The 25,089-nt window shown below is 72.7% G+C and carries 24 protein-coding genes; 6 read left to right on the plus strand and 18 right to left on the minus strand.

Features of this window, described 5'->3' with window-relative positions:
• Positions 1–94 precede the first annotated feature (94 nt).
• The 9 genes from KBY19_RS04235 to KBY19_RS04275 form a co-directional block, all read right to left on the minus strand.
• Positions 95–577 carry a TadE/TadG family type IV pilus assembly protein gene (locus KBY19_RS04235; protein WP_099881093.1) on the minus strand — a complete coding sequence of 161 codons (483 nt, stop codon included), beginning with the start codon at positions 575–577 and terminating at the stop codon, positions 95–97.
• On the minus strand, positions 574–1,011 hold the full coding sequence (locus tag KBY19_RS04240; protein WP_210955280.1) for a TadE/TadG family type IV pilus assembly protein: 438 nt from the start codon (positions 1,009–1,011) through the stop codon (positions 574–576). Before KBY19_RS04240 ends, KBY19_RS04235 begins: the two co-directional genes overlap by 4 nt.
• On the minus strand, positions 1,011–1,391 hold the full coding sequence (locus KBY19_RS04245; RefSeq protein WP_247690594.1) for a TadE family protein: 381 nt from the start codon (positions 1,389–1,391) through the stop codon (positions 1,011–1,013). The genes KBY19_RS04240 and KBY19_RS04245 overlap by 1 nt, the downstream gene beginning before the upstream one ends.
• 86 nt (positions 1,392–1,477) lie before the next feature.
• Positions 1,478–1,732 carry a hypothetical protein gene (locus KBY19_RS04250; protein ID WP_099881097.1) on the minus strand — a complete coding sequence of 85 codons (255 nt, stop codon included), beginning with the start codon at positions 1,730–1,732 and terminating at the stop codon, positions 1,478–1,480.
• 53 nt (positions 1,733–1,785) lie between these two features.
• Positions 1,786–2,715 carry a type II secretion system F family protein gene (locus tag KBY19_RS04255; protein ID WP_210965183.1) on the minus strand — a complete coding sequence of 310 codons (930 nt, stop codon included), beginning with the start codon at positions 2,713–2,715 and terminating at the stop codon, positions 1,786–1,788.
• A complete protein-coding gene (locus KBY19_RS04260) occupies positions 2,715–3,740 on the minus strand; it encodes a type II secretion system F family protein (protein WP_099881101.1) in 1,026 nt (341 codons plus the stop codon). The genes KBY19_RS04255 and KBY19_RS04260 overlap by 1 nt, the downstream gene beginning before the upstream one ends.
• A 4-nt stretch (positions 3,741–3,744) precedes the next feature.
• Positions 3,745–5,046, minus strand: coding sequence for a CpaF family protein (locus tag KBY19_RS04265; RefSeq protein WP_099881103.1), 1,302 nt, complete (start codon positions 5,044–5,046; stop codon positions 3,745–3,747).
• An 8-nt stretch (positions 5,047–5,054) separates the two neighbouring features.
• On the minus strand, positions 5,055–6,401 hold the full coding sequence (locus KBY19_RS04270; protein ID WP_210965184.1) for a hypothetical protein: 1,347 nt from the start codon (positions 6,399–6,401) through the stop codon (positions 5,055–5,057).
• Positions 6,402–6,607: 206 nt separating this feature from the next.
• Positions 6,608–7,357: a hypothetical protein gene (locus KBY19_RS04275; protein ID WP_099881105.1), complete on the minus strand. Its 750-nt coding sequence runs from the start codon at positions 7,355–7,357 to the stop codon at positions 6,608–6,610.
• Positions 7,358–7,812: 455 nt separating this feature from the next.
• Between KBY19_RS04275 and nhaA the strand changes: the two genes are divergently transcribed.
• On the plus strand, positions 7,813–9,240 hold the full coding sequence (gene nhaA, locus KBY19_RS04280) for a Na+/H+ antiporter NhaA (protein ID WP_210965185.1): 1,428 nt from the start codon (positions 7,813–7,815) through the stop codon (positions 9,238–9,240).
• A gap of 57 nt (positions 9,241–9,297) precedes the next feature.
• A complete protein-coding gene (locus KBY19_RS04285; RefSeq protein ID WP_099886517.1) occupies positions 9,298–9,786 on the plus strand; it encodes a YbaK/EbsC family protein in 489 nt (162 codons plus the stop codon).
• A gap of 9 nt (positions 9,787–9,795) precedes the next feature.
• On the opposite strand, the gene KBY19_RS04290 is transcribed toward KBY19_RS04285, so the two are convergent.
• Positions 9,796–11,085, minus strand: a complete 1,290-nt coding sequence (locus tag KBY19_RS04290; protein ID WP_099881110.1) for a DUF4185 domain-containing protein — start codon at positions 11,083–11,085, stop codon at positions 9,796–9,798.
• Between the two features lie 299 nt (positions 11,086–11,384).
• Here KBY19_RS04290 and KBY19_RS04295 point away from each other — a divergent pair, with 299 nt between their 5' ends.
• The 3 genes from KBY19_RS04295 (at position 11,385) to KBY19_RS04305 (ending at position 14,111) form a co-directional block, all read left to right on the plus strand.
• Entirely contained in the window at positions 11,385–12,752 is a 1,368-nt protein-coding gene (locus tag KBY19_RS04295; RefSeq protein WP_185016899.1) for a hypothetical protein, read from the plus strand.
• Positions 12,752–13,549 carry an SDR family NAD(P)-dependent oxidoreductase gene (locus KBY19_RS04300; protein WP_210965186.1) on the plus strand — a complete coding sequence of 266 codons (798 nt, stop codon included), beginning with the start codon at positions 12,752–12,754 and terminating at the stop codon, positions 13,547–13,549. Before KBY19_RS04295 ends, KBY19_RS04300 begins: the two co-directional genes overlap by 1 nt.
• A gap of 91 nt (positions 13,550–13,640) precedes the next feature.
• The gene (locus KBY19_RS04305) at positions 13,641–14,111 is read left to right on the plus strand and encodes a hypothetical protein (RefSeq protein ID WP_247690581.1); all 471 of its coding nucleotides are present in this window, start codon (positions 13,641–13,643) and stop codon (positions 14,109–14,111) included.
• 89 nt (positions 14,112–14,200) lie between these two features.
• Here KBY19_RS04305 and KBY19_RS37695 read toward each other — a convergent pair whose 3' ends face one another.
• Together KBY19_RS37695 and KBY19_RS04315 are read right to left on the minus strand one after the other, a co-directional pair.
• Positions 14,201–14,665: a DUF3592 domain-containing protein gene (locus KBY19_RS37695; protein WP_185016901.1), complete on the minus strand. Its 465-nt coding sequence runs from the start codon at positions 14,663–14,665 to the stop codon at positions 14,201–14,203.
• A 236-nt stretch (positions 14,666–14,901) separates the two neighbouring features.
• Complete coding sequence (locus tag KBY19_RS04315; protein ID WP_307843433.1) at positions 14,902–15,363, minus strand: ester cyclase; 462 nt, start codon at positions 15,361–15,363, stop codon at positions 14,902–14,904.
• An 80-nt stretch (positions 15,364–15,443) separates the two neighbouring features.
• Between KBY19_RS04315 and KBY19_RS04320 the strand changes: the two genes are divergently transcribed.
• A complete protein-coding gene (locus KBY19_RS04320) occupies positions 15,444–15,911 on the plus strand; it encodes a MarR family transcriptional regulator (protein WP_099881119.1) in 468 nt (155 codons plus the stop codon).
• A gap of 71 nt (positions 15,912–15,982) precedes the next feature.
• On the opposite strand, the gene KBY19_RS04325 is transcribed toward KBY19_RS04320, so the two are convergent.
• The 6 genes from KBY19_RS04325 to iolC form a co-directional block, all read right to left on the minus strand.
• Positions 15,983–18,319 (minus strand): FUSC family protein, encoded by a 2,337-nt coding sequence (locus KBY19_RS04325; RefSeq protein WP_099881121.1) that lies wholly within the window; start codon positions 18,317–18,319, stop codon positions 15,983–15,985.
• A 174-nt stretch (positions 18,320–18,493) separates the two neighbouring features.
• Positions 18,494–19,990 (minus strand): CoA-acylating methylmalonate-semialdehyde dehydrogenase, encoded by a 1,497-nt coding sequence (locus KBY19_RS04330; protein ID WP_210965187.1) that lies wholly within the window; start codon positions 19,988–19,990, stop codon positions 18,494–18,496.
• A 127-nt stretch (positions 19,991–20,117) separates the two neighbouring features.
• Complete coding sequence (gene iolD, locus KBY19_RS04335; protein ID WP_099881125.1) at positions 20,118–22,031, minus strand: 3D-(3,5/4)-trihydroxycyclohexane-1,2-dione acylhydrolase (decyclizing); 1,914 nt, start codon at positions 22,029–22,031, stop codon at positions 20,118–20,120.
• Positions 22,031–22,975: a 5-deoxy-glucuronate isomerase gene (gene iolB / locus KBY19_RS04340; protein WP_185016904.1), complete on the minus strand. Its 945-nt coding sequence runs from the start codon at positions 22,973–22,975 to the stop codon at positions 22,031–22,033. Before iolB ends, iolD begins: the two co-directional genes overlap by 1 nt.
• Before the next feature lie 15 nt (positions 22,976–22,990).
• Complete coding sequence (locus tag KBY19_RS04345; protein ID WP_210965188.1) at positions 22,991–23,878, minus strand: deoxyribose-phosphate aldolase; 888 nt, start codon at positions 23,876–23,878, stop codon at positions 22,991–22,993.
• Between the two features lie 91 nt (positions 23,879–23,969).
• Positions 23,970–24,959 carry a 5-dehydro-2-deoxygluconokinase gene (iolC, locus tag KBY19_RS04350; RefSeq protein ID WP_099881130.1) on the minus strand — a complete coding sequence of 330 codons (990 nt, stop codon included), beginning with the start codon at positions 24,957–24,959 and terminating at the stop codon, positions 23,970–23,972.
• Positions 24,960–25,089: the final 130 nt, after the last annotated feature.

Here is a 25,089-nt window from a genome sequence, read left to right on the forward strand (position 1 = left end):
GGGGGCCGGTGCCGGTGTCGAACTGCGGCGCGCCATGTCGTGTGCTCCCAAGGTGAGAAGTGCGGACGTGGAGGAGGGGCGGTGGGACCGTCGGTCACCCGGTCACGGACTCCGCCGTCGCCGTGCCGTGGACAGTGAGGGGTGCGCTGTAGAACAGCCCGGTGAGGACCGGACGGTAGGTGAGCTGGATACGGACCCGGACCTGCTGGGCGCTGGCGGACACGCAGCCGGAGGCTTCCAGGTCCGCTCCCGACAGCCCCGACCGGCCGGCGAACTCCTGGACGCGTGCCGGGCAGTTCTCGTAGTTGATGGGCGCGTTGCGGCCCTGGCTGGCCCGCAGCGCCTCCTCGTCGATGTCCTGCGCCGCGTAGCGGGCGGCCTGCTCGGCGATGTCGGCGGCGCGCTCGCGCTGGGAGATGGACAGCCCGCCGTCCACCACGAAAGCGGCCAGCACCATGAACAGCAGCGCGAACATGATGACCGCGGCGGCGCCGGACCCGCTGTCGTCGCAGGCCGCGCGTCTGGTCCGCAGCCAGGTCGCGGCGCGCTCACCCGGCGCGCGTCCGGTCCGGCTCATCCGGTCCTCCGGTACGGGTCGATCGGCGAACTGGAGCGGCCCGTGATCTCCTTGGCGATGTCCAGGCCGAGAATGCCCAGGCCGCGCACCCGGCAGCTCACCTCGACGGTGAACAGCCCGCCCGAGCGGTAGTCGCTGCCCGCGTCGCGTACGGTCACGTTCCCCGCGCAGGTGCCCTTGAGGGTGGCGGCGGCCGCCTGCTGCGCGGCCGTCATCGCCGCCGCGTGGCTGCCGTGCTGGAGCGATCCGGCCCGCGCCGCGTCCCGCGCGGCACTGTCCACGGCCCCGCGCCCGTCCACGAGCTGGCCGAAGGCGACGAGGACGAGGATGAACAGGATCATCACCGGCGCCAGGATGACGACCTCGATCGTCGACAGTCCGGCGTCGCCGCCCCACCGGGGCGACTCCTGTCCGCCCCGCCGTCGGTCTCGCATCAGCCGCCCCCGTCCGGTACGAACCGTTCCACCGGGCCCTGGGAGATCGCGTACACATCCATGTCCAGCCCGGGGAAGACGGAGGGGACCTGGGCGCGGATCTCCACACCGACGGTGTTGTTGTTGGGCCCGAGCAGCTTCACATCGGGGTCCAGGATCAGTTCGGGGCCGAGCTGTTCGATGTATTCGCCGGAGGTCTGTCTCGCCTTGGCGCGCCAGCCGCCCGGATCGGCGTCGGCCTCCTGCCGGGCCTTGCGGGCACCGGCCTGTGCCGCCGCCTGTGCCACGTGGTCCGCGAAGAAGTACAGCGCGAACTGCACCGTCGCGAAGATCAGGAAGAACAGCACCGGGGTGAGGAGCACGAACTCGATCGCGGTCATGCCGCTTTCGCCGCGCCGGGAGGCCCCCTCCCATCTGCGGCGTGCCCATACGACCAGCCGTCGCTCCGCTCTCACCGGTGCCGCCCCTACTTGCAGGTGCCGTCCTCGTCGGCGCCGTCGATGCAGTCGCTCACCTTGTCGGCGCCGTTCTTCAGCGCGAGGTTGATGATGGCGGCGACGACACCGACGATCGCCACCACGACCGCGGAGATGATCACCCACTCGACGGCGGAGGCCCCGCGGTCCAGCTCGCCCGAGCGGGCGCGCCGGACCCGGTCGCGCAAGAAGGTGACGAGGAAGTCCACGGCGGGATGACTGATCGAGCGAAGCGGATTCGGCATCGTTCTCAGTCCTTTCTTGAGTCTTCGGGTCAGCGGGTCGGAAGGTCAGACGGTCAGATCTGGAAGACGCGCATGGCCGCCGGGTAGATGAGAAAGACGAGGAAGCCCGCGCAGAGCATCAGCTGGGCGACGAGCATGGACTGGGACTTCTCTCCCGCGCTGCCCTCGATCTCGGACAGCTCCCGGTGCCGCATGGTCTCGGCGCGCGACGAGAGGGAGGCGCGTACCTTGGCGCCGTCGTCGGCGACCAGCGCCAAGGATGCCGACAGATCCTTGAGTTCGTCGACTCCCAACCGGATTCCCAGGTCGCCGAGGGCCGCCCACTGGCTCTGTCCGGTGATCCGGGCGTCGGCCAGGGTGTCGCGGATCCGGCGCAGCGCCCAGCCGTCGCTGACCTCGCTGGCCGCCTTCAGCGCCTCGGGCAGACCGCGACCGCCCGCCAGGTTCATGGCCACCAGGTCGAGGTAGGCGCCGACCACCCGCCGCAGGTCGCGCCGCTTGGCCGCGGCGTCGCGCCGCACCTCCAGGTCCGGCAGCATGAAGAACAGCCCCGCGAAGAACAGCGCCAGCCACAGCGGGATCAGCGGGCTGCGGCCGAATCCGATCAGCCAGCCGATCGAGAACAGGAACGGCCCGAAGAACAGTCCAGCGGCACCCAGCAGCACCTTCGTCGCCAGGAAGTTCTCCCAACGGCGCTCCAGCACCTCCAGGTCCGAACGGAGGCTGCGCTGCTCCCAGCCCTGCCGCAGATACAGCTCGGCGACCCGGACACCCAGCTGCGCCCGCACGGCGGCGAACCGGCCGGCCTCCTCGGGCCCTCCGCCGGCGGCCGGTTGGTGCTGCGCGGCCCGGGCCCGCAGCGCGTCGATCTCGGCGACGGAGGCGACGGCGCCCCGCTTACCGGGGGCCAGCGCCCGTACCAGCAGGAACAGTCCGAGGCCCGCGAGGGCGCCGGTGAGCGCGGTGAGGGTGAGCGGATTCATCAGCCCAGCGCCTCCTTTCCTCCGCTGCCGGATGTCCCGCCGACCGCGCCACCCGGCAGACCGGGAGCGGGGCGGGTTCCGCCGACGGGCACCTCGCCCCGTTCGGCCGGGTGGCCCGCGCGGGCCGACGGTGCCTGCTGGTCGGCGTGGATCAGGAACCGCTGGGGGGTCTCGATCCGCGACAGCTTGCGCAGCCACCAGAAGCCGCAGGCGAACATGGCGCACACACAGGCCAGTACGGTCTGGCCGAGCGGGCTGCCGTAGGGCTCGACGAAGTCCCGGTTGAAGACGGCGAGGCCCAGGACGAAGGCCACGCTGACACCGACGACGATCTGCACGCTGCGCCGTGTGGAGGCGCGCTGCGCCATCACCCGCTGCCGCATGTCCACCTCCTCGCGCGCCGACTTGGCCAGCGCGCCCAGCACCTCGCGCAGTCCGGGTCCGCGCAGCCGGGAGTTGAGGATGAGGGCCGCGACGACGATGTCGGCCGACGGGTCGTCCAACTCGTCGGCCAGATTCTGCAGCGCCGTGGGAAGCGGGGTGCGTGCCCGCAGCCGGTCGATGAGCGCGTCCAGGTGCGGGCGGAGCGAGGGGGCCGCGGCACGGGCCGAGGCGGGGATGGCCTGTTCGAGGCCGACGGCGCCCGCGATGGTGTCGCGCAGCGACTCCGTCCACGCCGCCAGCGCCTCCACCCGCTTCATCGCGGCCCGCTCCTCGGCCGCGCCGCCGAAGAGCCGGTCCCACACGAAGACCAGGACACCGGTGGCGATGGCCGCGACCGGCCAGCGCGTCAGCAGCAGCACCAGCAGTCCGGCGCACACCGCGATGGACCCGCGCCGGCTCATGAACCGGGCCAGCTCCGAGGCGCGTCTGCCCGCGTCCCGCTTCTCGTCCGGCGGCTTGGCGGGCAGCCCGCGCAGCGCGACGATCAGCAGCGCGACACCGCCGCCCACGGCGACACCGCAGGTGAGTGCGTAGAGGGTGGGCAGGGAGAAGATGCCGCCCGCACCGCCGTCGACAGGCACGGTCTCACCCCCAGTTTCCGGTCGGCTGGTATCCGTGGGCGGCCAGCTCCCGCGCGCAGGAGACCGGCGCGTGTGCCAGCAGCCGCCCGTCCGGTGCCTCGGCGAAGACCTCGCTGGAGAGCACCCGACCGTCCACGCCGTTGATCTCGCGTACGGAGGTGACCGAGCGGGACAGCCGCCCGCCGCTGGCGAAGGCGTTGCGGCGCTCGATGAAGACGACGAAGTTGATCGCCCCGGCGATCAGCATCTGGGTGGCCTCGATGGGCAGCCGCTCGGACGCCTGGAGCGCATAGGTGGAGATGCGGTTGAACACCTCGCTGGAGCTGTTGGCGTGGATGGTGGACAGCGAGCCGTCGTTGCCCTGGGACATGGCGTTGAGCATGGTGACGATCTCGTCGCCGAGCACCTCACCGACGATCACCCGGGAGGGGTTCATCCGCAGGGAGCGCCGCACCAGTTCGGCCATGCTGATGGTGCCCTGGCCCTCGGAGTTGGGCAGCCGCTCCTCGAAGGCCACCACGTTCGGGTGCAGTTCAGGGAACTGGTCCAACCCCAGCTCCAGCGCCCGTTCCACGGTGATCAGCCGCTCGTGCGGGGGTATCTCGTTGGCCAGGGCGCGCAGCAGCGTCGTCTTGCCCGCGTTGGTCGCTCCCGCGATCATGATGTTCTTACGCGCCCGCACGGCCGCCGTCAGGAAGCTGCCCAGCTCGGGCGTGAGCGTTTGGTTGCCCACCAGGTCGGAGACGAAGACCTTGCCCATCCGGGCCCGCCGGATGGACAGTGCGGGGCGCCGGGTCACATCCATGACGGCCGACAGCCGGGAGCCGTCGGGCAGCCGCAGGTCCAACTGCGGGTTGGCGGAGTCGAACGGGCGGGAGGACAGGCCCGAGTAGGCGCCGAGGACCTGGATCAGCTCGACCAGTTCCTCGTCCGACTCGGCGACCGGCTCGCCCCGCACCTCGCGGCCGTCGGCATAGCCGACGAACACCTGGTCGCAGCCGTTGACGTCGATGTTCTCGACCTCGGGGTCGTCCAGCAGCGGCTGGAGCCGCCCCACGCCGAACAGCGCGGCGTGCACGGCGGCCGCGTACGCCTCCTCCGACTGCGCGTCCGGCGGGGTGCGCCCGGAGGTGATCTCGGAGCGCGCGTACTCCTCCAGGATCTGGGCGATCACCGCGCGGGCGAACTGCCGTTCGTCCTCGTTCGTCATCGGCGCCACACCGGACGCCTGGTCTATGCGCCGCTGCTCGGCGATCCGGTCCCCGGCCTCCTGCCGGAACCGCTTCACCAACTGGTGGTCGACCATGCTCGCGCTCACGACGCGGCCCCCTCGTCCCGTGTCCGCTCCCCGCTCCCGGGCAGCGGCACCGGCGGTGTGGGCGCGGGTGCGGGCGCGGGCTGGGGCGCCGTCGGCCTACGCCGTCCGCGGAACCCCTTGAGGCCCCGCGCGGACCCGCCCTGCGGGGGCTCGCTCTGCACGGGCCCGCCCCGCGCGGACTCGCTCGGCGCGGGCACCGGTTGCGGGCGGGCCGCCTGCGGAGGGGCCGCGGCCTGCCGGCCCGGCGCACCGTACTCGGGCCCGCCGTACGACGGGCCTTGCCCCGGAGGCGGAGTGCGGTCCGGGACGGAACCGGGCTGACCTGGCTGACCTGGCCATCCGGGTTGCCCCGGCTGTCCGGGGTGCCCCGGCTGTCCGGGGCGTTCCGTCGGAGGAGGCGGCGTCGGGGCGGAGGGGAGGGGCTCGGCGGGGCCGGCCGGCTGCCCCGCGACCGGCGCGGGGGCAGGGCCCTGAGTTCCCATCCGGCCCTGGCCGACGCCCGCTGCCGGGGGCTGCTGCTGCGGCGGGGCGGTGGGCGCCCAGGCGGCTCCGTACTGCTGATGGATGTCGGTGGCGATCTTGCGGACCGAGCGGACGAGCAGCGAGCGCTCGACCCGTCCGCGGCGGCGGCCCGCCAACTGCTCGGCGCCCATGGGGTCGTGCGCGAGCACACCCACGATCTGCGCACCGGCGCGGGAGGCGACCAGCATGTCGTTGACCTGGCCCGCCACCTTGGCGGCGCCCTGCGCCTGGCAGACCAGCAGCACGCCGAGCATCGGCTGGGCGAGCGGCGCCATACCGCGGCCCGCGCCGTGCAGCCGCGCGGTGAGGGCCAGTGCCCGGTCCCGTACCCGGGCGATCTGTTCGGGCTCGTCCCGGGCGACGAGCAGCACCAGCGCTGCGTGCGGGAAGAGGGCGACCGACGCGGTCTCCGGGCCGATGCGCCCGCAGTCGGCGATGACGTCGGCGGCCAACTGCGGGTGCGGCGAGTCCGCGAGGGTCGCGAAGGCACGACCCAGGGTGTCCCACTGCCCGGCCAGTCCCGCCGACTGCTCGGCGTTACCGAGCCCGACGAGCACTTCGAGTCCCCCGGAGAGCCGCTGGGAGTGGTCCCACAGCTGTTCGGCGGCGAGCCCTCTGCGCGCCGTGGCGGCCAGCGAGAGCAGCCCGGTGTTGGGGTCCAGCGGGCGGCCGTTCGCCGCGGGGCTGCGGTAGACGAGATCACCGCCCGCGGTGTCCATCTCGGCCAGCAGTGCGCGGCGCGGCCACACCGCCGAGAGGGCGACGGCGGCCGTGGTGACCCCCGGTGCCCCTTTGTCGGCGGCGAGTGCGATCAGCGCCATCCGGCTACGCCTTTCCTTGGTGTCCGTGGTGTCCCTGGTATCCGTGTCCTGTCGTCCTGCCCGTGGTGCCCTGTCGTGTCCTGTCGTGTCCCGCCGTAGCCGACGACGGCGTTCCGCTGTGGACGGTTCCACGGTGCGTCCCCGGAGTCCACGGTCACGGCGCACCCCGTCCACCCGGCCACGGCGCGGTCGGCCCGCGCGTGCGGTCAGCTTCCGCCGTCGGAATCCAGGACGAGGGACACTTCACCGTTGGACGCGGCCGCGGTCAAAACGGCGGCGTCGCTCTTGTCGACGACGACGGAGACGGGGAGGTTGCCGCTGGAGGCGAGGGAGTCGTCGGAGCCGGACTTGATCGACTGGACCTTGGCGCCCTCGGCGATCGTCGCGTTGCCGGTGGAGCCGCTGCCCCGCTCGGACCCGCCGCTCGATCCGTCACCGGAACCGTCGTCGCCGCCCGCGGAGCTCTCGCGGCCCACCCGGTAGGCGGTGACCGTGTCGCCCTCCTTCAGGCGCGGCGGGTACTGACCGCTCTTGAGCGAGAGTCCCACCACGGCCTTGCCGGGGCCGAGCCCCTTCTCCTTGGTGAGCATGCTGCCCACCAGCACCGTCCCGTCGACCAGATCGGCGGCCGAGCGGTACTTCTTGAGCAGGCCGCGCTGTTCCCAGCGCACGTACTTGATGTCGCTGTCCTCGGCGACCAGCACCGATTTGATGGCCGAGTCCGGGATCGGCTGCCCCTGCGGGACCCGCTTGGTGAGGGCGATGGCCTCGACCCGGTCACCGGCGCGCATCACCAGAACGGTGGCGCCGAGCGCGCCGAGCAGAATGAGGAGGACGGCCAGCGCGGCGAGCGCGGGCTTGCGTTCGCGCGGTGGGGACGGCAGCCGGTCCCCGGCCGGTGCGGTGAGTGCCGCCCCGCGTCCGACCCCGGCGGAGCTCCGCTCCTGGGTCTTCACCTCACCACCCCCGTGTTCCGTTCTTGCCCCGTGTTGTGGTCTGTGTGCGTCACACGTCGCGTCACGTCGAGAACCTGCCCCGTGTTGACATGCCGCTACCGCCATGTCGGACATACCCCCGCGTACCGACAGGCAACTACGCCATGTAAATCCCGGGCACATTATCAACACCCCCCGACCCCCTCAAGGCGGATCCGAACGCCGTGCGGGCGGGGCCGCAAGGGCCCGGCAGAAGCCGCCGAAGCCCGGAATCCCGGGGCGGAGGCGGGGGTGGAGACGGGGCGGAATACGAGCCTCCGCCGGATCCCCAGGCAGTGCGATTCCCACCTGTTCGAGTACGGTGTCAGAAAGGCGTCAAGATCGCGCCGGGTTTGTCACAGGTGTGCCGGGAAGTCTGGTCGGCGGTACGGGGGCCTTCCCCGTATCCCTGCACGCGCCGATCCAGGGAGCCGCCCATGACACCGCCCACCGCAGACCAGAGCCGCGATCAGCAGAACAAGCAACAGGACGAGTCCGGCACCTCGCTCTTCGCCCGCCCCTCCGCACGGGAGCGCAGGCTCCTGTCCGACGCGCTGCGCACCGAGACGGTCGGCGGGACGGTACTGCTGGTCGCCGCCGTGGTGGCGCTGGTTTGGGCCAACACTCCGCTCGCACATCTGTACGAGACGGTACGCACCTTCCACTTCGGCATCCCCGCCCTGGGCCTGGACCTGTCCGTGGAGCACTGGGCCTCGGACGGCATCCTGACGATCTTCTTCTTCGTGGCCGGTATCGAGCTGAAACGCGAGCTGACCGTCGGCGAACTGCGCCGCCCGGCCGCCGCCGCGCTACCCGTGGTCGCGGCGGCCAGCGGCATGGTCGTACCCGCGCTCTGCTATGTCGTGGTGAATCTGCTCGACAACGGCAACCTGAACGGCTGGGCCGTCCCGATGGCGACCGACATCGCCTTCGCGCTCGGCGTCCTCGCGGTGATCGGCACCAATCTGCCCTCCGGCATCCGCGCGTTCCTGCTCACCCTCGCCATCGTCGACGACCTGGGCGCGATCCTGGTCATCGCCGTCTTCTACACCTCCACCCTCAACTGGGCGGCCTTCGCCGGAGCCGTCGCGGGGCTGGTGGTCTTCCGGATCCTCCACGTCAATCTGCGGCTGCGCGGCTGGTACGTGTACGTACCGCTGGGCCTGGTCATCTGGGCGCTGATGTACAACAGCGGCGTGCACGCCACCATCGCGGGCGTCGCCATGGGCCTGCTGCTGCGGGTGAAGCCCGAGGACCCCGACGACCCGGACAGCTCCTCCCCCGCCGAGCGCATCGAGCACCTGGTCCGCCCGCTGTCGGCGGGGTTCGCCGTACCCGTCTTCGCCCTGTTCGCGGCGGGCGTCGGCGTCTCCGGATCGGCGCTGAGCGAGACCTTCCGGCAACCCGAGGCGCTCGGTGTGATGCTGGGCCTGTTCGCGGGCAAGTTCCTCGGCGTCTTCGGCGGCACCTATCTGGCCGCCCGCTTCACCCGCGCCCGGCTCAGCTCCGAACTGGCCTGGGCGGATGTGGCCGGAGTGGCGATGCTGGCCGGTATCGGCTTCACGGTCTCACTCCTCGTGTCCGAACTGGCCTTCTCCGGCGAGGCCGCCGTCACCGAGCACACCAAGGCCGCCGTCCTCGTCGGCTCCCTGCTCTCCGCAGTGGTCGCCTGCGTCCTGCTGAAGATGCGCGACGCGAAATACCGGGCACTCTGGGAGGAGGAGACCCGCGACGAGGACCTGGACCGCATACCCGACATCGACCAGGAAGTGGACCCGATACGCCGCCCCACGGAGGCGGCCCGGCGCGCCCGCGAGCGGGAGTGGGAACGCGAGCGGGAGCAGGAACGGGAGCGGGACGAGTGAGCCCCGGCCGCCCGGAATCCGTTTGACCGGCGATCCCGCCTCATTAGGCTCGTGCGCATGGATGCAGCACAACGCGTCGATGCAGCACAGCGTGTCGCCGAGCAGTTGCGCGAGCGGGGCGCCGGCGGGGAGATCCGCGCATTCCCCGTCCCCATGCCCACCGCCGTCGCCGCGGCCGACCAACTGGGGTGCGCCGTCGGTGCGATCGCCAACAGCCTGGTCTTCGCCGTCGACGGCGATCCGCTGATGGTGGTGGCCAGTGGCGCCCACCGGGTGGACACCGGGCTCGTGGCCGCGCTGCTCGGCGTCGGCAAGCGGAAGGTGCGCCGGGCGAGCCCCGAGTTCGTCGCCGAGGCGACGGGGCAGCAGGTGGGCGGAGTGGCCCCGGTCGGACACCCGCAGCCGCTGCGCACCCTGGTCGACGTACAGCTCAAGGAGCACGAGGTGGTCTGGGCCGGGGGCGGCGACAAGTACACGATGTTCGCCACCGACTTCGACGAGCTCCTGCGCCTGACCAACGGCCTCGCCGCACAGGTCGGCGACTGACGGACACAGTCACCGTGCCGGAGCGAGCGTCAGACGCAGGAAACGCGGCCGGTAGAGGGCCACGTCCCGGTGGATGGCGCCGCCGGAGTCCAGCACGTTCACGTCGTAGCTGACCAGCAGCCCCTTCTTGGTGCCGCGCCCGAACTCGGGGTGGCCCTGCGGGTTGTACGGCACCGCGCCGACGCCCTGGGCGCCCTCGGGCAGCGGCGGCTTCGCCACCCGGCCGGGCCCGTGCCAGGGCCCGGTCGGCGCGCACGCCCAGTACGAGACGATGTCGGTGACCCCGCGGCCGTCCGGCGCCCCCGCGTCCATGGTCAGCAGCAGCCAGCTGTCCTGGTGCCGGACCACCGAGTAGGTACCGGTCGCGCCCCGCTGCACGGTCTTGCCCACGAGTATCGGCTCTGAGCGCGCCGGGTCCTCCTGCCACCCGCCGTCGGCCCGGTCGGCAGGCCCGGCCCAGTACTGCCAGGTGTCCGGGGCGTCGAGCCGGCCCCGCGGCACACGGGCGACGTGGGCCCGGGAGGCCTTGCCGTCCACGCTGCCCTCGTCCGCGCCGAAGACATACGTCCACCCGCCCCTGGCCACCGCCGAGGTGCCGTACAGGACACGCCGCTCGACGTCCGACTGGCGCGGCCGGTGAATCTGCTCGATGCCCTCCAACCGCAGATCGGGCAGCGACAGCGTCGCCACCTCCGAGGCCCGGGGCACGCCGAAGATCCACGGCGCCCGGCCCACCTCGCGCTGCCACAGCAGCACCCGCACCACCTTCTCGGCCGAGCCCGGGCGGCGCGGCTCCACCATCGCCTGCACCGGCCAGCGCCACACCTCACGTCCGTCGGCGGTCGCCGTGCCCGGGAAGAGGGCCGTGGGCCGGGTGGCGGCGCCGCCCAGCAGCGTCCGCTCGAACCGTCCGTCCTCGGACATCACCAGCGCCGAGTTGCGCACCCACGCGGGATCGGGTCTGCGGCTCGCAACGCCGTACCCGGCGCCGTGCACCTGGTCGAGGAAGGTGTCGGCGGACAGCCACAGCGTCCGCCCGTCGGGCAGCCGCACCGAGCGGGTGCCGTCCCCGCCCGTCCAGTCGTCGAACCGCGCGTTGTCGTCGCCGTACCGGGCCAGCTCCCGCGTCATCCGGTCGTCGGCGCGCCAACCGGTCACCCGCGCCCCGGAGCAGCCCTCCTGGCGCTCCGTACCGTCGGGCACCGCGAGCAGCACCCCGACCAGCACGAGCGCAGCCAGCGCTCCGACCCCCAGTCGCCACCGGGTGCCCTGAGGTAACCCTTTCCCCTGACCCGCCATCGGCCACAGGCTAGTGCGTCTCCCGCTCCCGCTCGATGGCGAGCTGCCTCAGCACGGTGCCGCTCCAGCGACCGTGTTGGCGGCCCCTTCGGCGAGGCGTCCCGCCGGGACGAAGCCGCAGCGGCGGTGCGGGGCGGCGAAGTCGGCGCTGCCGCCGGTCGGCGGGTTCCTCCTCATCGTGCGCCCGCGCAGCTCGTCCCGGGCCCCGGGCCCTGGCGTTGTCGGTGGAGCCCCCTAGAGTGCTGGGCACGGGACTCGGAGCAGCTGAGCGGGACTCGACACGATCGGGGGGCAGGAAGATGGCGAGGACGGCCGGCATCCAGCGGGCCGCGAACGGCGGCGAACCGGCCGGGGACGACACCCCGGACGACCGCGCGTACGGAGAGGCCCTGGTACGCGCCGAACTCGCACCCGGTGAACTGTTCACCCGCATCGCGCTGATCGTCGGACTGTGCGCGGGCTGCGGCTTCCTCGCCTCCGGCATCTACGACTACACCCACGTCAGCCGCCCCAAGGGCCTGGCCGCGAACCTGTCGCTGGTCATCGGTGCCGCACTCGTCCCGGCGGCCCTCGCGCTGCTGCTGCCGCTGCGCAGCAAGAGCCGCGACCGGCGCAGGCTCATCGAGCTGTACGGAGTACCGGCCCGCCGGGGCAGGACCGAACAGGCGCTGCGCGGACGGCGGGCCGGCTGGTGGACGGCCTGCGTCCTCGCGTTCTTCCTGGCGTTCATCTTCCTCGCGGCGGGGCTCACCCAGGCGTTCTCCTCCGACCCGTACGAGGAGCCCGACCCCACCGTCTACGGCGCGCTGCTCGCGTGGGCCGTGATCCTGACGGCCGCCGGCTGCGCGGGGACGGCCAAGGTCCGCCGCTACCGACCGCGCCCCGACGCTCCCACCGGCGGCACCTACCAGGCGGGCACCCCCGCCCCCGGAGGCCCCACGAGACGGCCGCCGCGCCCCGCCTCGCCCCGTGCCCCCCTCTATTCGCGGCTCGGCTCCCAGCCCGCCGCCCCGCACCGGCTCAGCCCCCGGCTGGACGCCCGCATCCAGCGGCTGTCCCGCCCCGCGGCGGTGGCGCTGGCGACGGCCGCGACGCTGGTGGGCTGCGCACTGGCCGCCGGCATCATGCTGGTGCCCCGCTACGTGGGCGGCGGCAGACCGCTCTTCTGGGTACTGGTCGCGGTCACCGCCGGCTATCTGATCGTGCTGCTGCTGGAGCTGACGCACTACGGGCCGCGCCGCCGCTATCTGCTGCTGGTCATCTTCGCGGGCATAGCGCTCTTTCCGGTCGCCGGGCACGGCTACTCCACCTCCGTGCTGCTGGAGCGCGGCGAGTGGGTGCGCGTGGAGATGACCGAGGTGCACCACCACGCCAAGGGGGAACCCACCTGCGATCTGCGTCCCCTCTCCCCGGGCAACGTCACGGCCGACGACAACCTGGTCATCGGCTGCGACGAGGACGAAGCGGGCGACACCCTGCGGGTCTTCGCCGACCCGGAGGGCGACGTACGGCCGCGCCGGTCGGAGCCGACCGGCCTGACGAGCTTCTTCGTCGGCTCGGCCATCGCCGACACCGTCCTGGTGGGCTGCGCCGTCGGCGCCGCGCTCTACGGCCACCGGCGCCGCCGCGAACTGGGCCTGAACACCGGCGAAGGAGACCACCGCTGATGACGACCGAGCACAGGCCCGAAGACTCCCCGGCCCACCCGGTCTACCCCGACCTGGCGGGCAAGGTGGCGGTGGTCACGGGCGGTTCACGGGGCATCGGCGCCGAGACCGGGCGGGCGCTGGCCGGACAGGGCGTCGCCGTCTGCCTGGTGGGCCGGGACCGGCCCGCGCTGTTCGAGGTCGCCGACAGCATCGGCAAGCAGGGCGGCACCGCGATCGGCGTCGTCGCCGATGTCACGGACGCGGGAGCGCTGGGCCGCGTGGCGGAGCGGGTGGCCGACGAGCTGGGTCCCGTCGACATCCTCGCCGCCTTCGCGGGCAGCCCCGGCGAGCCGATCCCCACCACCGAGCTGGCCGAGGACCGCTGGCGCCAGATCCTCGACGCCGATCTGACCTCCGCCTTCCTCACCATCCACACCTTCCTGCCCGGCATGGTGGAGCGCTTCAGCGGCAGCATCCTCACCCTGTCCTCGGCGGCGGGCCGCCAACCCGGCCAGGTCAACCTCGCCCACGGCGCGGCCAACGCCGGCCTGACCATGCTCACCCGCCAACTCGCCACCGAGCTCGGCCCGCAGGGCATCCGCGTCAACTGCCTGGCCCCCACCACGGTCCGCACCGCGAAGGTCACCGCCGCCATGTCCAAGGAACTCCAGCACAAAGCGGCCCTGCGCCACCCCCTGCGCCGCCTGGCCGAGCCCACCGACATCGCCTCGGCCGCCCTCTTCCTCGCCTCCAACGCCGCCGGCTATCTGACGGGCGTCACCCTGGACGTCACGGGCGGCCGGATCACCAACTAGCCGCACCTGCCGGAGACCGCCGACGGCCGAACGGCGTCCTTCATCTACAGCCTGCTCGGCCGGCGCGTCACGCCTTCGGGAAGGGCAACCCATGCTCGAGGAACCGAGAAGAGCCGTTCACCCGGACATCGACAGATGGGCCGCGGACAGCGGTGCGGGTGGCCTCGACCATCTCGACTATGCGGCCCAGCGCCTTGAGTTGCCGGACTGGCTGGCGGTGGCACGCTGCTTGCGCCCGACGTTCGTCGAGGTTCTGGACTGCGTCATCTGGGACAGGGCTTACGAGCCGGAGAACTTCCAAAGCTGGTACACCCACTTGCACGGCGATGCGACGTCCGTGGAAGCGGTGCTGAATCAGTTCCGTCTGTGGCACGTGGTGGACAGTGGGTCCACGCCTGAGGCAGAGAAACCCGAGATGGAGACATACCTCCAACGACTTGCCGAAGACATCGCCTTCTGTTGGCTCTCGACCCTTGAGAGCGACTTTCCGCGTCGGAGCTTCGAGGTTCGGGTCTTGGACACCGAGGACGGGCCAGTGGTCCAGGCTCTGGTACAGCGGTAGAGGACAGCGCCGCCGGACACCCGAGGTGCGGCCCCCCTGGGCGCAAAGCAGCCGGACCACCGACCGGGGCGCGTAGGTGTCTTGGCGGGTCAGCTCAGCACCAGCCCCAGGAGGAAGAGCCCTGCCCCGATCACCGCGCAGAGCGCCCCGATAGCGGCAAAGCCGCGGAACATACCGGTGCCGTTCGACTCGAGCGCCCAACAGGAGGGGTCCGCCGAGTCGTAGCGGACGCAGACCTGGGTGCCGGGGGCAGGAGTCCGGTCGATGGGACGGGCGATGTTGGCCGTGGTCTCCATGGGACGGCCGTCTGCGGTGACCCACTCGACGACGGGGTAGTACACGAGGTTCCCGTAACTCCCGACAGAGATCGGACCCTCGGAGCTCGAGGAGCGCATTTCGGTGGCTGACAGCCGGGTCACCACACCCCGCGCCGTCGCGCCGCTCCTCAGAAGGCGCCGAACCCGGCGGACCTCGCGGTACGACAGTGCGCCCACGGCGGCGCCGACCGGCAGGAAGACTGCTCCAAGGAGGAAGGCGACCGAGGAAGGGGACATGAGGACGGTTTCGGATCGGCGGGGTCGGGACAACAGCAGCGTAGACGCGGCACGATCAGTGCCGCCACAGCGGCCTTCCCCGCTGATGCGGGGAAGAACACAAGTTCCGGAATGCCGGGATCTTGAGGACGGCGACCTCGGCCAGGACCGGACGCACACTGGGGCGCGCCGGTCCCGGCGTGCAGGCGGGCGGGCGGCGAAGGCCGCCCCGGCCGGAGGGGGAGGCGGCGGCGTGGTCAGTTGCGGGGTGGGCCGTTGGGGCCGGAGACGGCGCCGAGTTGGGAGAGACCGTCCAGCACATCGGTGCAGGTCCAGTACTCGACGAACCTGCCGTCGGCCACCCGCAGGATGTCGTGGCCGCTGAAGGAGACCTCGGTGCCGACCGGCGCGGTGGCTGCGGGAAGCCCGCCGTTGTAGGCGGCGGTCATGGTCCACCGTGCGGCTATCAGGTCGTCCTCGACGATCGGTCCGAGGTCCACGCCGATGCGGATGTCCCGGAACGCCGCCCGGGTCTGCTCGATCTCGGGCAGCAGCCGCGCGGGGCCCAGCGTCGCCTCCGAGTCGCTGCCGTCGGGCCGCGCCTGGTGGACGACGAAGTCGGGGTGCAGGATCTCATCGGCGTGGCTGAAGTCGCCGCGCCACAGCTCGGACCAGCGGCCGTACAGCTCGCGGAGCCGGGCAGCGGGCAGGGTGCTCACAATGTTCTCCCCATCGGATAGAGTCTGCGTCACGAAATATCTGCGTGACGCAGAGAAAAGTAAGGGATGGATGCCCCGACGTGTCAAACCGAAACCGTGCCGACCTGCTCGCGGCCGTCACCGTGGCCGCCCGGCGGCAGCACGCCGCCTACACCTTGTTCAACCAGGCCATGGCGGAGCGGCTGGGGCTGCATCCGACCGATCTGCAGTGTGTGAGCCTGCTCGGCCTCGAACCCGAACCGCTCACCACCGGTGAGATCGCCAAGCTGACCGGCCTGACCTCCGGTTCGGCCACCCGGCTGGTGGATCGTCTGGAGCGGGCCGGGCTGGTCGAGAAGGGCCCTGACCCGCACGACCGCAGGAAGACCCGGGTCACGCCGTCCACCCGACGTGCGGGGGAACTCGCGGCCGCCTGGGAAGCACCCGGCGCCGCTTTCGCCTCGGCCCTGGACACCTTCACCACCGAGGAGCTGGCGGTGATCGAGCGATACCTGCAGCGGACCACCCGGGTGGGCGACGAGCAGGCCGGAAGACTGCGGGACGGCTGAGCACCGGGTGCCGGGGGGAGGGCGGACGGTGGGGTGCCGGTGCCGCGGCCCCCTGGTCGCGCGCCGCGGACCTACCGCCCGCTCCCGGCCCGCGGCGCGCTCTTGGGGGCGACCGCCTGGGCCAGGTCGTCCAGGGCGTCGGTGAGGAGTTCGGCCGTGCGCAGGGCGACGGGCGGGGGGTGGTCGGCCTGTTCCCACCAGCGCGCCAGGGCGTCGTGGACGGCGTTCCACTCCACCGGCTCGCTGCGGCGGACGGCCGTCACCGCGGTGGAGATGTCGCCGGCGAGGGCCGCGGAGAAGTCGGCGGCGGCGCTGTCGGGCCGGAAGCTGGGATGGGGGCTGGGCAGATGCGCCTCCAGCAGCATGCACGCGCGGCCCATGGTGACCAGCGCGGACTGGGCGTCGCTGGCGGAGCGGCGGGAGAGCCGGGAGAGGCGGCCGTGCTGGCGGACGGGCTCGGCCTCGGCGCGGCCGAGGGTCTGCTCCCAGTTCTGCCGGGCCGCGCGGGTGTCGAGCAGGGCTTCGCGCACCTGGCGGGGGTCGTGTTCGGCGGGCTGCGCGAAGGCGTCCAGCACGGCGATGGCGTACCGTCCGGTCGCCGCCAGCCAGTCGCCGAGCCGGTCACGCAGCAGCGGGGTGTCCCAGGCGGGGAAGAGCGCGTAGCTGAGCATGGCGAGCAGCCCGCCCAGCGCGGTCAGTCCGGCGCGCTCGTAGGCGGTCTGGTACCAGTCGGCGCCCAGGATGCCGAGGAGGAAGACCACATAAGCGCCGGTGCAGACGGACGCGATGACATACCCCGTGCTCAGCAGCAGATAGAGCAGGCCCACGCTCACCACGGCCAACCCGGCGCTGAGATAGGAGCCGGGGCCCGCCAGCGCCATCACCGTTCCCGCGATGGCGACACCGACCAGCGTGCCGACAGCCCGGCCGATGCCCCGCTGGTACGTACGGGAGAAGTCGGGCCGCAGCACCATGACGGCGGTGAGTGGCACCCAGTAGCCGTGCGCGGGCGGGAGGGCCCGGCCGAGCAGATAGCCGAGGGAGACGACGACGCTGACGCGCAGCGCGTGCCGCAGGATCGGGGACTTCCAGTGCAGTTCGCGGCGGAAGGCGCGGAGTGCGACGGGCACCAGCCCGGCGAGGGTGGGCATGTGCAGATGGCGTTCGCGGGCGAGCGCGTGCCCGGCGGCGGGGGTGTGCTTGCCGCCGGCCGCCTTGCGGCGGGCGAGTTCGGCCGCCCGGGCCGCGGCCTCCTCGGCGGCGATCTCCTCCGGGTCGGGGCCGTAGGGGCCGTCCAGGCTGGCGTCCACCACCGGCGGCTGGTCGGGGAAGCCGCTGCGGCGGCCCTCGCGGTCGGCCACATGCCAGGTCACCCGGGCCAGCACGCCGCCGCGGGTGACCTCGACGGGCTCCTGTGCGGCTTCCACGGCGTCGTCGGTGAGCGCGATGAGGCGCAGTGCGGCACGCCGGGCGGGTCCGCTCAGCACGGGTCCGCTCTTGGGGACTTGGAGCACGTCCAGCGCCTGGTCGGGCAGCCGGACCCGCTCGCCGCGGCGGATGGCCCGCGCGCTGGCGTCCAGCACGGTCGCGGCGGCGGCCAGCAGCTCGCGTACCCGGTCCCGTTCGGGGCCCACCATCGGGGCGCCGCCCACCACCGGGTCGGCGAGGGAGGCCAGCACCGGGCGGAAGCGTTCGGCCATGGCCCGGTAGCCGTGCAACTGGCGGGGGCGGCGGCGGGCCTGACGGGGGGTGACGGCGGCGGCGCTGCGGGCCTCGATCAGCGGTTCGGGGTCGAAGGGCGCCATCGGGTCGTGCCGCAGCCGGCGCGCGTAGTCGGCGACGGCGGCCAGCGCGTCGGCGAGGGTGTCGCGGCGCTCGCCCCAGGGCCGTACGGGAAACAGCAGGATCAACGCGGCCTGCACCACACCGCCCGCGGCGATCAGCGCGGCGTGGCTGAGCGCGCCCAGGGTGCTGGTGGGCAGGTGGACGGTGATGAGCATGACGGAGATGTTGAAGGCCGCCACCACCCCGGAGGTGGGCCCGACGCCCCACGCCATCCCGGCCAGGAACGCCCACAGGGCCAGCAGCAGTATGAACGCCCACGGCAGGCCGACCAGCAGGTAGCCGACGAAGGTGGAGATCGCCAGCCCCGTCGACGCGGCCAGCGCCAGCACGGGTCGGGGCCGCCAACTGCGCTGGAAGGTCGCGATGCCCGAGGCGAAGGCACCGAACGCACTGGAGACGGCCAGTTGGGGATTCCCGATCAGCAGCGCCAGCGCGATCACGAGGCCCACACCGCACGCGCCGCGCACCGCCGCCAGCGGCGTCAGCGAGGCCCGCTCCACACTGAGACCGGAGCGCGCGGTGTCCTTCAGCGCCCGGAGCCAGGGCAAGGGTGCGGCGAGCATGGGTGCGAGCCTATCGAAGCCGGACGTTCTGGTTCCGGCCCGCCCATTTCCGCCGGGCCGCGCGTGGGGACCCGCACGGGACCCCACGTCCGGCCGCCACATGGAGACCGCCGCGCGGGAGCGCCACCGCGTCGGCGGGAAGGGGCGTGGCGCCCGTTCCCGCCGGAGGCGCCGTCAGTGGTTGCTGGGGAAGCCGAGGTTGATACCGGCGCTGTCGGCGGGGTCGGGCCAGCGGGTGGTGACGACCTTGCCGCGGGTGTAGAACTGCACGCCGTCGTTGCCGTAGATGTGCAGATCGCCGAAGAGGCTCTGCTTCCAGCCGCCGAAGGAGTGGTAGCCGACCGGCACCGGGATCGGCACGTTGACGCCGACCATGCCGGCCTCCACCTCCAGTTGAAAGCGCCGGGCCGCGCCGCCGTCGCGGGTGAAGATGGCGGTGCCGTTGCCCCACTTGCTGGAGTTGATCAGCGCCAGGCCCTCGTCGTAGGTCTCGGCACGCACCACGCACAGCACCGGGCCGAAGATCTCGTCGTCGTAGGCGGCCATGCCCGGCCGAACCTTGTCGAGCAGCGAGACGCCGAGGAAGAAGCCGTTCTCGTGGCCCTCCACCGAGAACCCGGTGCCGTCGACCACGACCTCGGCGCCCTGCGCGGCGGCGCCGCTCACATACGAGGCGACCTTGTCGCGGTGCTCCCTGGTGATCAGGGGACCCATCTCGCTGGCCGGGTCGTCACCCGGTCCGATGCGCAGCGCACCGGCCCGCTCGGCGATCTTGGCGACGAGCTCGTCCGCGATCCCGCCGACGGCGACGACGACGGAGACGGCCATGCACCGCTCCCCCGCCGAGCCGTAGGCGGCGTTGATGGCGTTGTCCGCCGCGTGGTCCAGGTCGGCGTCCGGCAGCACCATCATGTGGTTCTTGGCGCCGCCGAGCGCCTGCACCCGCTTGCCGTTCGCGGTGGCCTCGGCCTGGATGTACCGGGCGATGGGGGTGGAGCCGACGAAGGAGACGGCGGCCACGTCCGGGTGGGCCAGCAGCCGGTCGACGGCCACCTTGTCGCCGTTGACGACGTTGAGCACGCCCTCGGGGAGCCCCGCCTCGGCGGCGAGTTCGGCCAGCCGGTAGGCGGCCGAGGGGTCCTTCTCGCTCGGCTTGAGAACGAAGGTGTTGCCGCAGGCGATGGCCAGCGGGAACATCCACATCGGCACCATCGCGGGGAAGTTGAACGGGGTGATGCCCGCGACCACGCCGACGGCCTGCCGGATGGAGGCGACATCCACCCGGGTGGAGACCTGGGTGGACAGCTCGCCCTTGAGCTTCTCCGGAATGCCGCAGGCCAGCTCCAGGATCTCCATGCCCCGCGCGACCTCACCGAGCGCGTCGGAGTGCACCTTGCCGTGCTCGGCGGTGATCAGCTCGGCGATCTCGTCGCGCCGCGCGTCCAGCAGCTCGCGGTACTTGAACAAGAACGCGGTCCGCTTGGCCAGCGAGGACTGCGACCACTCGGGGTAGGCCGCCCTGGCGGCGGCGACCGCCGCGTCCACCTCCTCCACCGAGGCGAGGGAGACCTGGGTGGGCTGGGCACCGGTGGCCGGGTTGTAGACGGGGCCGAAGGTTCCGGAGGTGGACTCCACCGGCTTGTTGCCGATCCAGTGGCCGAGGGTCTTCATGGGGAGGGGACCTTTCTTCGGACGTGACATGCTGCGAGGGGGTCGCACGGACGGCGCCGAAGGCGCCCCGGCGTGACGGAGGCTCCCCGGCGTACCGGAGGCACCCGGGCGCTTCGGCCGCCGGCGCTCACAAATGGCGCCGCTGGTGGGCGCGTTGCCGCTCGTACTCCTCGCGGGCCCGGCGGGCCGCGGGGCGCTGCGAGGTCTCGGCGACGGCCACGTCCCACCACGCCTGCGGTGCGGGCGCCGGGACGGCCGGGTCCTGCTCGGTCTCGACATGGACGCAGCTGGGCCGCTCGGACGCGCGTGCCGCGGCCAGCGCCTCGCGGAGCTGGTCGTAGGTGGCGGCCCGGTACACCTCCATGCCGAGCGAGGCGGCGTTGGCGGCCAGGTCGACGGGGAGCACCTCGCCGGTGTAGCCGCCCTCGGCGTCGCGGAACCGGTAGGCGGTGCCGAAGCGTTCGCCGCCCGTCTGCTCGGACAGGCCTCCGATGGAGGCGTAGCCGTGGTTCTGTACGAGGACGATGTTGATGTTCACCCCCTCCTGGACCGCGGTGACGATCTCGGTGGGCAGCATCAGATACGTACCGTCGCCCACCAGCGCCCACACGGGGCGGTCCGGCGCGGCCAGCCGTACGCCGATGGCGGCCGGGATCTCGTAGCCCATGCACGAGTAGCCGTACTCGACGTGGTACTGGCGCGGGGAGCGGGGGCGCCACAGCTTGTGCAGGTCGCCGGGCATGGATCCGGCGGCGTTGATGACCACGTCCTCGTCCCCGACGACGGAGTCGAGTGCGCCGAGCACCTGGGTCTGGGAGGGGCGGGCCTTCTCCTCCGGCGGCTGCGGAGCGAACGCCTCGGCGACGGTGCGCTCCCACGCCTGCTTGCCGCGCCGGTACTCGGCCTCGTAGTCCGGCGAGACCCGGTGACCGCGCAGTGCGCCGGTCAGCGCCTCCAGCGCGGCCCGCGCATCGGCGACGACGGCGAGTGCGCCGAGCTTGTGCGCGTCGAAGGCGGCGACGTTGAGGTTGAGGAAGCGGGCCGTGGCCGGGAAGAGGGTGCCGGACGCCGTGGTGAAGTCCGTGTAGCGGGTGCCGACGCCGATCACCAGGTCGGCGGCGCGGGCCAGTTCGTCGGCCACGGCGGTGCCGGTGTGGCCGATGCCGCCCACGTCGCAGGGATGGTCGTGGGGGTGCCCCCCGGCTGAAGGCTGGGGGAGCAGGGAGCCCTTGCCCGCCTGGGTGGAGGCCACCGGAACGCCCGTCACATCGGCGAAGGCCCGCAGCGCTTCCTCTGCCTCGCTGTGGTGGACGCCGCCGCCCGCCACCAGCAGCGGTCGCCGCGCGCCCCGCACCGCCTCGGCGGCCAGGGCCAGCGCCTCCGGCTCGGGGACCGGCCGCGCCACCCGCCAGATGCGCTCGGCGAAGAACTCCTCGGGCCAGTCGTGCGCCTCGGTCTGCACATCCTGCGGCAGCGCGAGGGTGACGGCGCCGACCTCGGCCGGGTCGGTCAGCACCCGCATGGCCTGGAGCGCGGCGGGGACCAGCGCCTCGGGCCGCAGTACCCGATCGAAGTAACGGGAGACGGGCCGCAGCGCGTCGTTGACGGAGATGTCACCCGCGTACGGCACCTCCAACTGCTGCAGGACCGGGTCGGGGACGCGGCTGGCGAAGATGTCGCCGGGCAGCAGCAGGACGGGCAACCGGTTGACGGTGGCCAGCGCGGCGCCGGTGACCAGGTTGGTGGCGCCGGGGCCGATGGAGGTGGTGACGGCCTGTGCGGAGAGCCTGCCGCGCTGGCGGGCGAAGCCGACGGCGGCGTGCACCATCGCCTGCTCGTTGCGGCCCTGGTGGAAGGGGAGCGGCGCGTCGGGCCCCTGCCCGCTCTCGACGAGCGCCTGGCCGAGTCCGGCGACGTTGCCGTGTCCGAAGATGCCCCAGCAGGCGTCGATGAGCCGGTGCCGCTGCCCGTCCCGTTCGGTGTACTGCGCGGCGAGGAAGCGCACCAGGGCCTGCGCGACGGTCAGCCTGACGGTCGTCATCACTCGCCCTTCTCCTCTTGCGCCCCTGCCGGCGATCCCGCGGATTCCATCGCCCCGTACAGCGGAAGCCTTGCATCCACAGGCGTATCGGCCCACGCGCCGCGAATCCACGCGTGATCTGGATGGTCGCAGATAAGCCAGTCCCGCTCCACCCCCGGCCCGGCCATCACATTCAGGTAGTACATGTCGTGCCCGGGCGCGGCCATGGAGGGGCCGTGCCAGCCGTCCGGGATCAGCACCGCGTCCCCGCTGCCCACCTCGGCGAGCACATCGGTGCCCTTGCCGTGGCCGCTGGGGGTCACCCGCTGGTAGCCGAGGCCCTCGGTGACCGAACCGTCGGGGGCGTGGTGCGGGGCGATCTCGTAGTAGTAGATCTCCTCCAGTTCGCTCTCCACCCCCTCGCGGTGCTCGTCGTGCTTGTGGGGCGGGTAGGAGGACCAGTTGCCGCCGGGGGTCAGCACCTCGACCGCGATGAGCTTGTCCGCCTCGAACACGTGCGCTGCCGCGAAGTTGTTGACCTGCCGTGAGCACTGCCCGCTGCCGCGCAGTTCGACCGGCACGTCCTCGGCCGCGCCGTAGCGGACCGGCAGCCGCCGCTCGCAGCGCGCCCCGGTGAGTGCGAACCGGCCGCCCGCCGCGCTGCTGAGCGCCACCTCGGCGTCCCGCGGTACGTACGCGAAGTCGCTGACGGAGGCGAAGACGCTCTCCCTGCCGTGGAGCCGGAGGGTGTGCCCCTCGGCCGCGACGGTGCAGCCGCCGCGCAGCGGCAGCACGATCCACTCGCTCTCGCCGGTCGTGAACGTCTGGGTCTCCCCCGGTCCGAGGTCCAGCACCCGCAGCGACGAGTAGCCCCAGCCGGCGCTCTCGGGACCGATGTCCAGGGCGTACGGGCCGACTGCGGCACTACCGGCGCGCAGGTGGAAGTCGGTGGTGGTGCGTGTCATCTCTGCCAGCCCCTTTCAGAGCAGTCCGACGGCGGTGTCCACGGCCGCGCCCACGTCGCCGTCGGCCGGGTAGAGCAGGGAGCGCCCGACGACCAGCCCGCGCACGGTCGGCAGGCTGAGCGCCTTGCGCCACTTCTCATAGGTGCCCTCCTGGTCGCCGTGCACCTCGCCGCCGAGCAGTACGACGGGCAGCGTGGAGGTCTCGCACACCCACGCCATGTCGTCCGGGTCCTCGGTGACCGGCAATTTGAGCCAGGTGTAGGCGGAGGTACCGCCCAGTCCGGCGGCGATGGCCACGGAGCGGGCGACGGCGGGCCCGCCCAGGTCGTTGGTCAGCTTGCCGTCCACCCTGGTACTGAGGAACGGCTCGACGAAGACCGGCAGCCGGTGTGCCGCCATGTCGTCGACGGCACGCGCCGCGGCGTACAGCGTGCGCAGCGAGCCCGGGTCGTCGTGGTCGATACGCAACAGCAGCTTGCCCGCGTCGAAGCGCAGCCGTGCGATGTCCTCGGCACGCTGCCCGGTGAAGCGGTCGTCCAGCTCGAACGAGGCGCCGGCCAGCCCGCCGCGGTTCATGGAGCCCAGCACCACCTTGTGCTCCAGCGCGCCGAGCAGCAGGAGGTCCTCCAGGATGTCGGCGGTGCCCAGTACTCCGTCGACGCCGGGTCGGGAGAGCGCCAGGACGAGGCGTTCGAGCAGTTCGGCACGATTGGCCATGGCCAGTTCGTCGGCGCCGACGCCCAGCGCGCCACGTGCCGGGTGGTCGGCGGCGACGATCATCAGCCGCTCGCTCGCGTCCACCAGCGGCCGGCGCGCACGCCGCGCCGCCGCCTCGGCGATGGCCTCCGGATGTCGGGTCCGTACGGACGCCAGCTCGCGGATGCTGACACTGCTGGGGGTCAAGGGTGGCTCTCTTTCGCGGCGTTGTGGGGGCGGTACGGGCCGGGCGGGCCGGAGGCGGGGGCGGTGACGGGCGCGGTGACAGGCGCCGGAGTCACGCGCGCAGCAGCTCCTCGACCTCGGGTGCCGTCGGCATGGCGGAGGAGCAGGCCAGCCGGGAGGCGACCAGCGCGCCCGCCGCGTTCGCGTACCGCATCGCGTACTCCAGGTCCCAGCCGGACAGCAGCCCGTGGCACAGGGCGCCGCCGAACGCGTCGCCCGCGCCCAGGCCGTTGACCACCTCCACCGGGTGCGGGGGCACCTCGGCGACGGTGCCGTCGGCATGCACGGCGAGCACGCCCTTGGGCCCCTGTTTGACGACGGCCAGCTCGGCTCCCGCCGCCAGCAGCGCCTCGGCGCAGGCGTGCGGCTCGCGGGTGCCGGTGGCGACCTCGCACTCGTCGAGGTTGCCCACGGCGACGGTGGCGTGCGCCAGGGCCTCCCGGTAGTACGGCCGCGCGGCTTGAGCGGCCTCGGCCCGGGTGAGCTGCCCGGCGCTGCCCGCGCCCCAGAACATCGGCCGCCAGTCCAGGTCGAAGACGGTGGCGACCGCCTCCTCGCGGCCGGGCGCACGGGCGGCGAGCGCGGCCAGGGTGGCGCTTCGGCTGGGTTCCTCGCACAGCCCGGTGCCGGTCATCCAGAAGATGCGCGCCGCCGCGACACCCGCCAGGTCGAGCTGACCGGGGTGCAGTTCCAGGTCGGGTGCCTTGGGCTGCCGGTAGAAGTAGAGCGGGAAGTCGTCGGGCGGGAAGATCTCGCAGAAGGTCACCGGTGTGGGGTACTGCGCCACCGGGGTCACCCATCGGTCGTCGACGCCGAAGTCGCGCAGCGCCTCGTGGCAGTAGACGCCGAACGGATCGTCACCGGTGCGGGTGATGACCGCCGTCGAGCGGCCGAGCCGGGAGGCGGCGACGGCCACGTTGGTGGCGGAGCCGCCGAGGAACTTGCCGAAGCTCTCCACGTGCTGGAGCGGGACGCCGGTCTGGAGGGGGTAGATGTCGACCCCGATGCGGCCCATGGTGACCACCTCGTGCGGCTCGGTCATGCCACCGTCCCTCTCTTCCCTCACGTCTTTCCTGCGTCGTTCCTCGCGGGTCTTTCCTCGCGTCGTTCCTCGCGGCCCGATGTGTAGGTGCCCGGCACATCGTCCGTCGGCCCACGGGCCACTGTCAATA

It is taken from the genome of Streptomyces sp. B15 (genome assembly GCF_018070605.1).
Taxonomy (GTDB): domain Bacteria; phylum Actinomycetota; class Actinomycetes; order Streptomycetales; family Streptomycetaceae; genus Streptomyces; species Streptomyces smyrnaeus.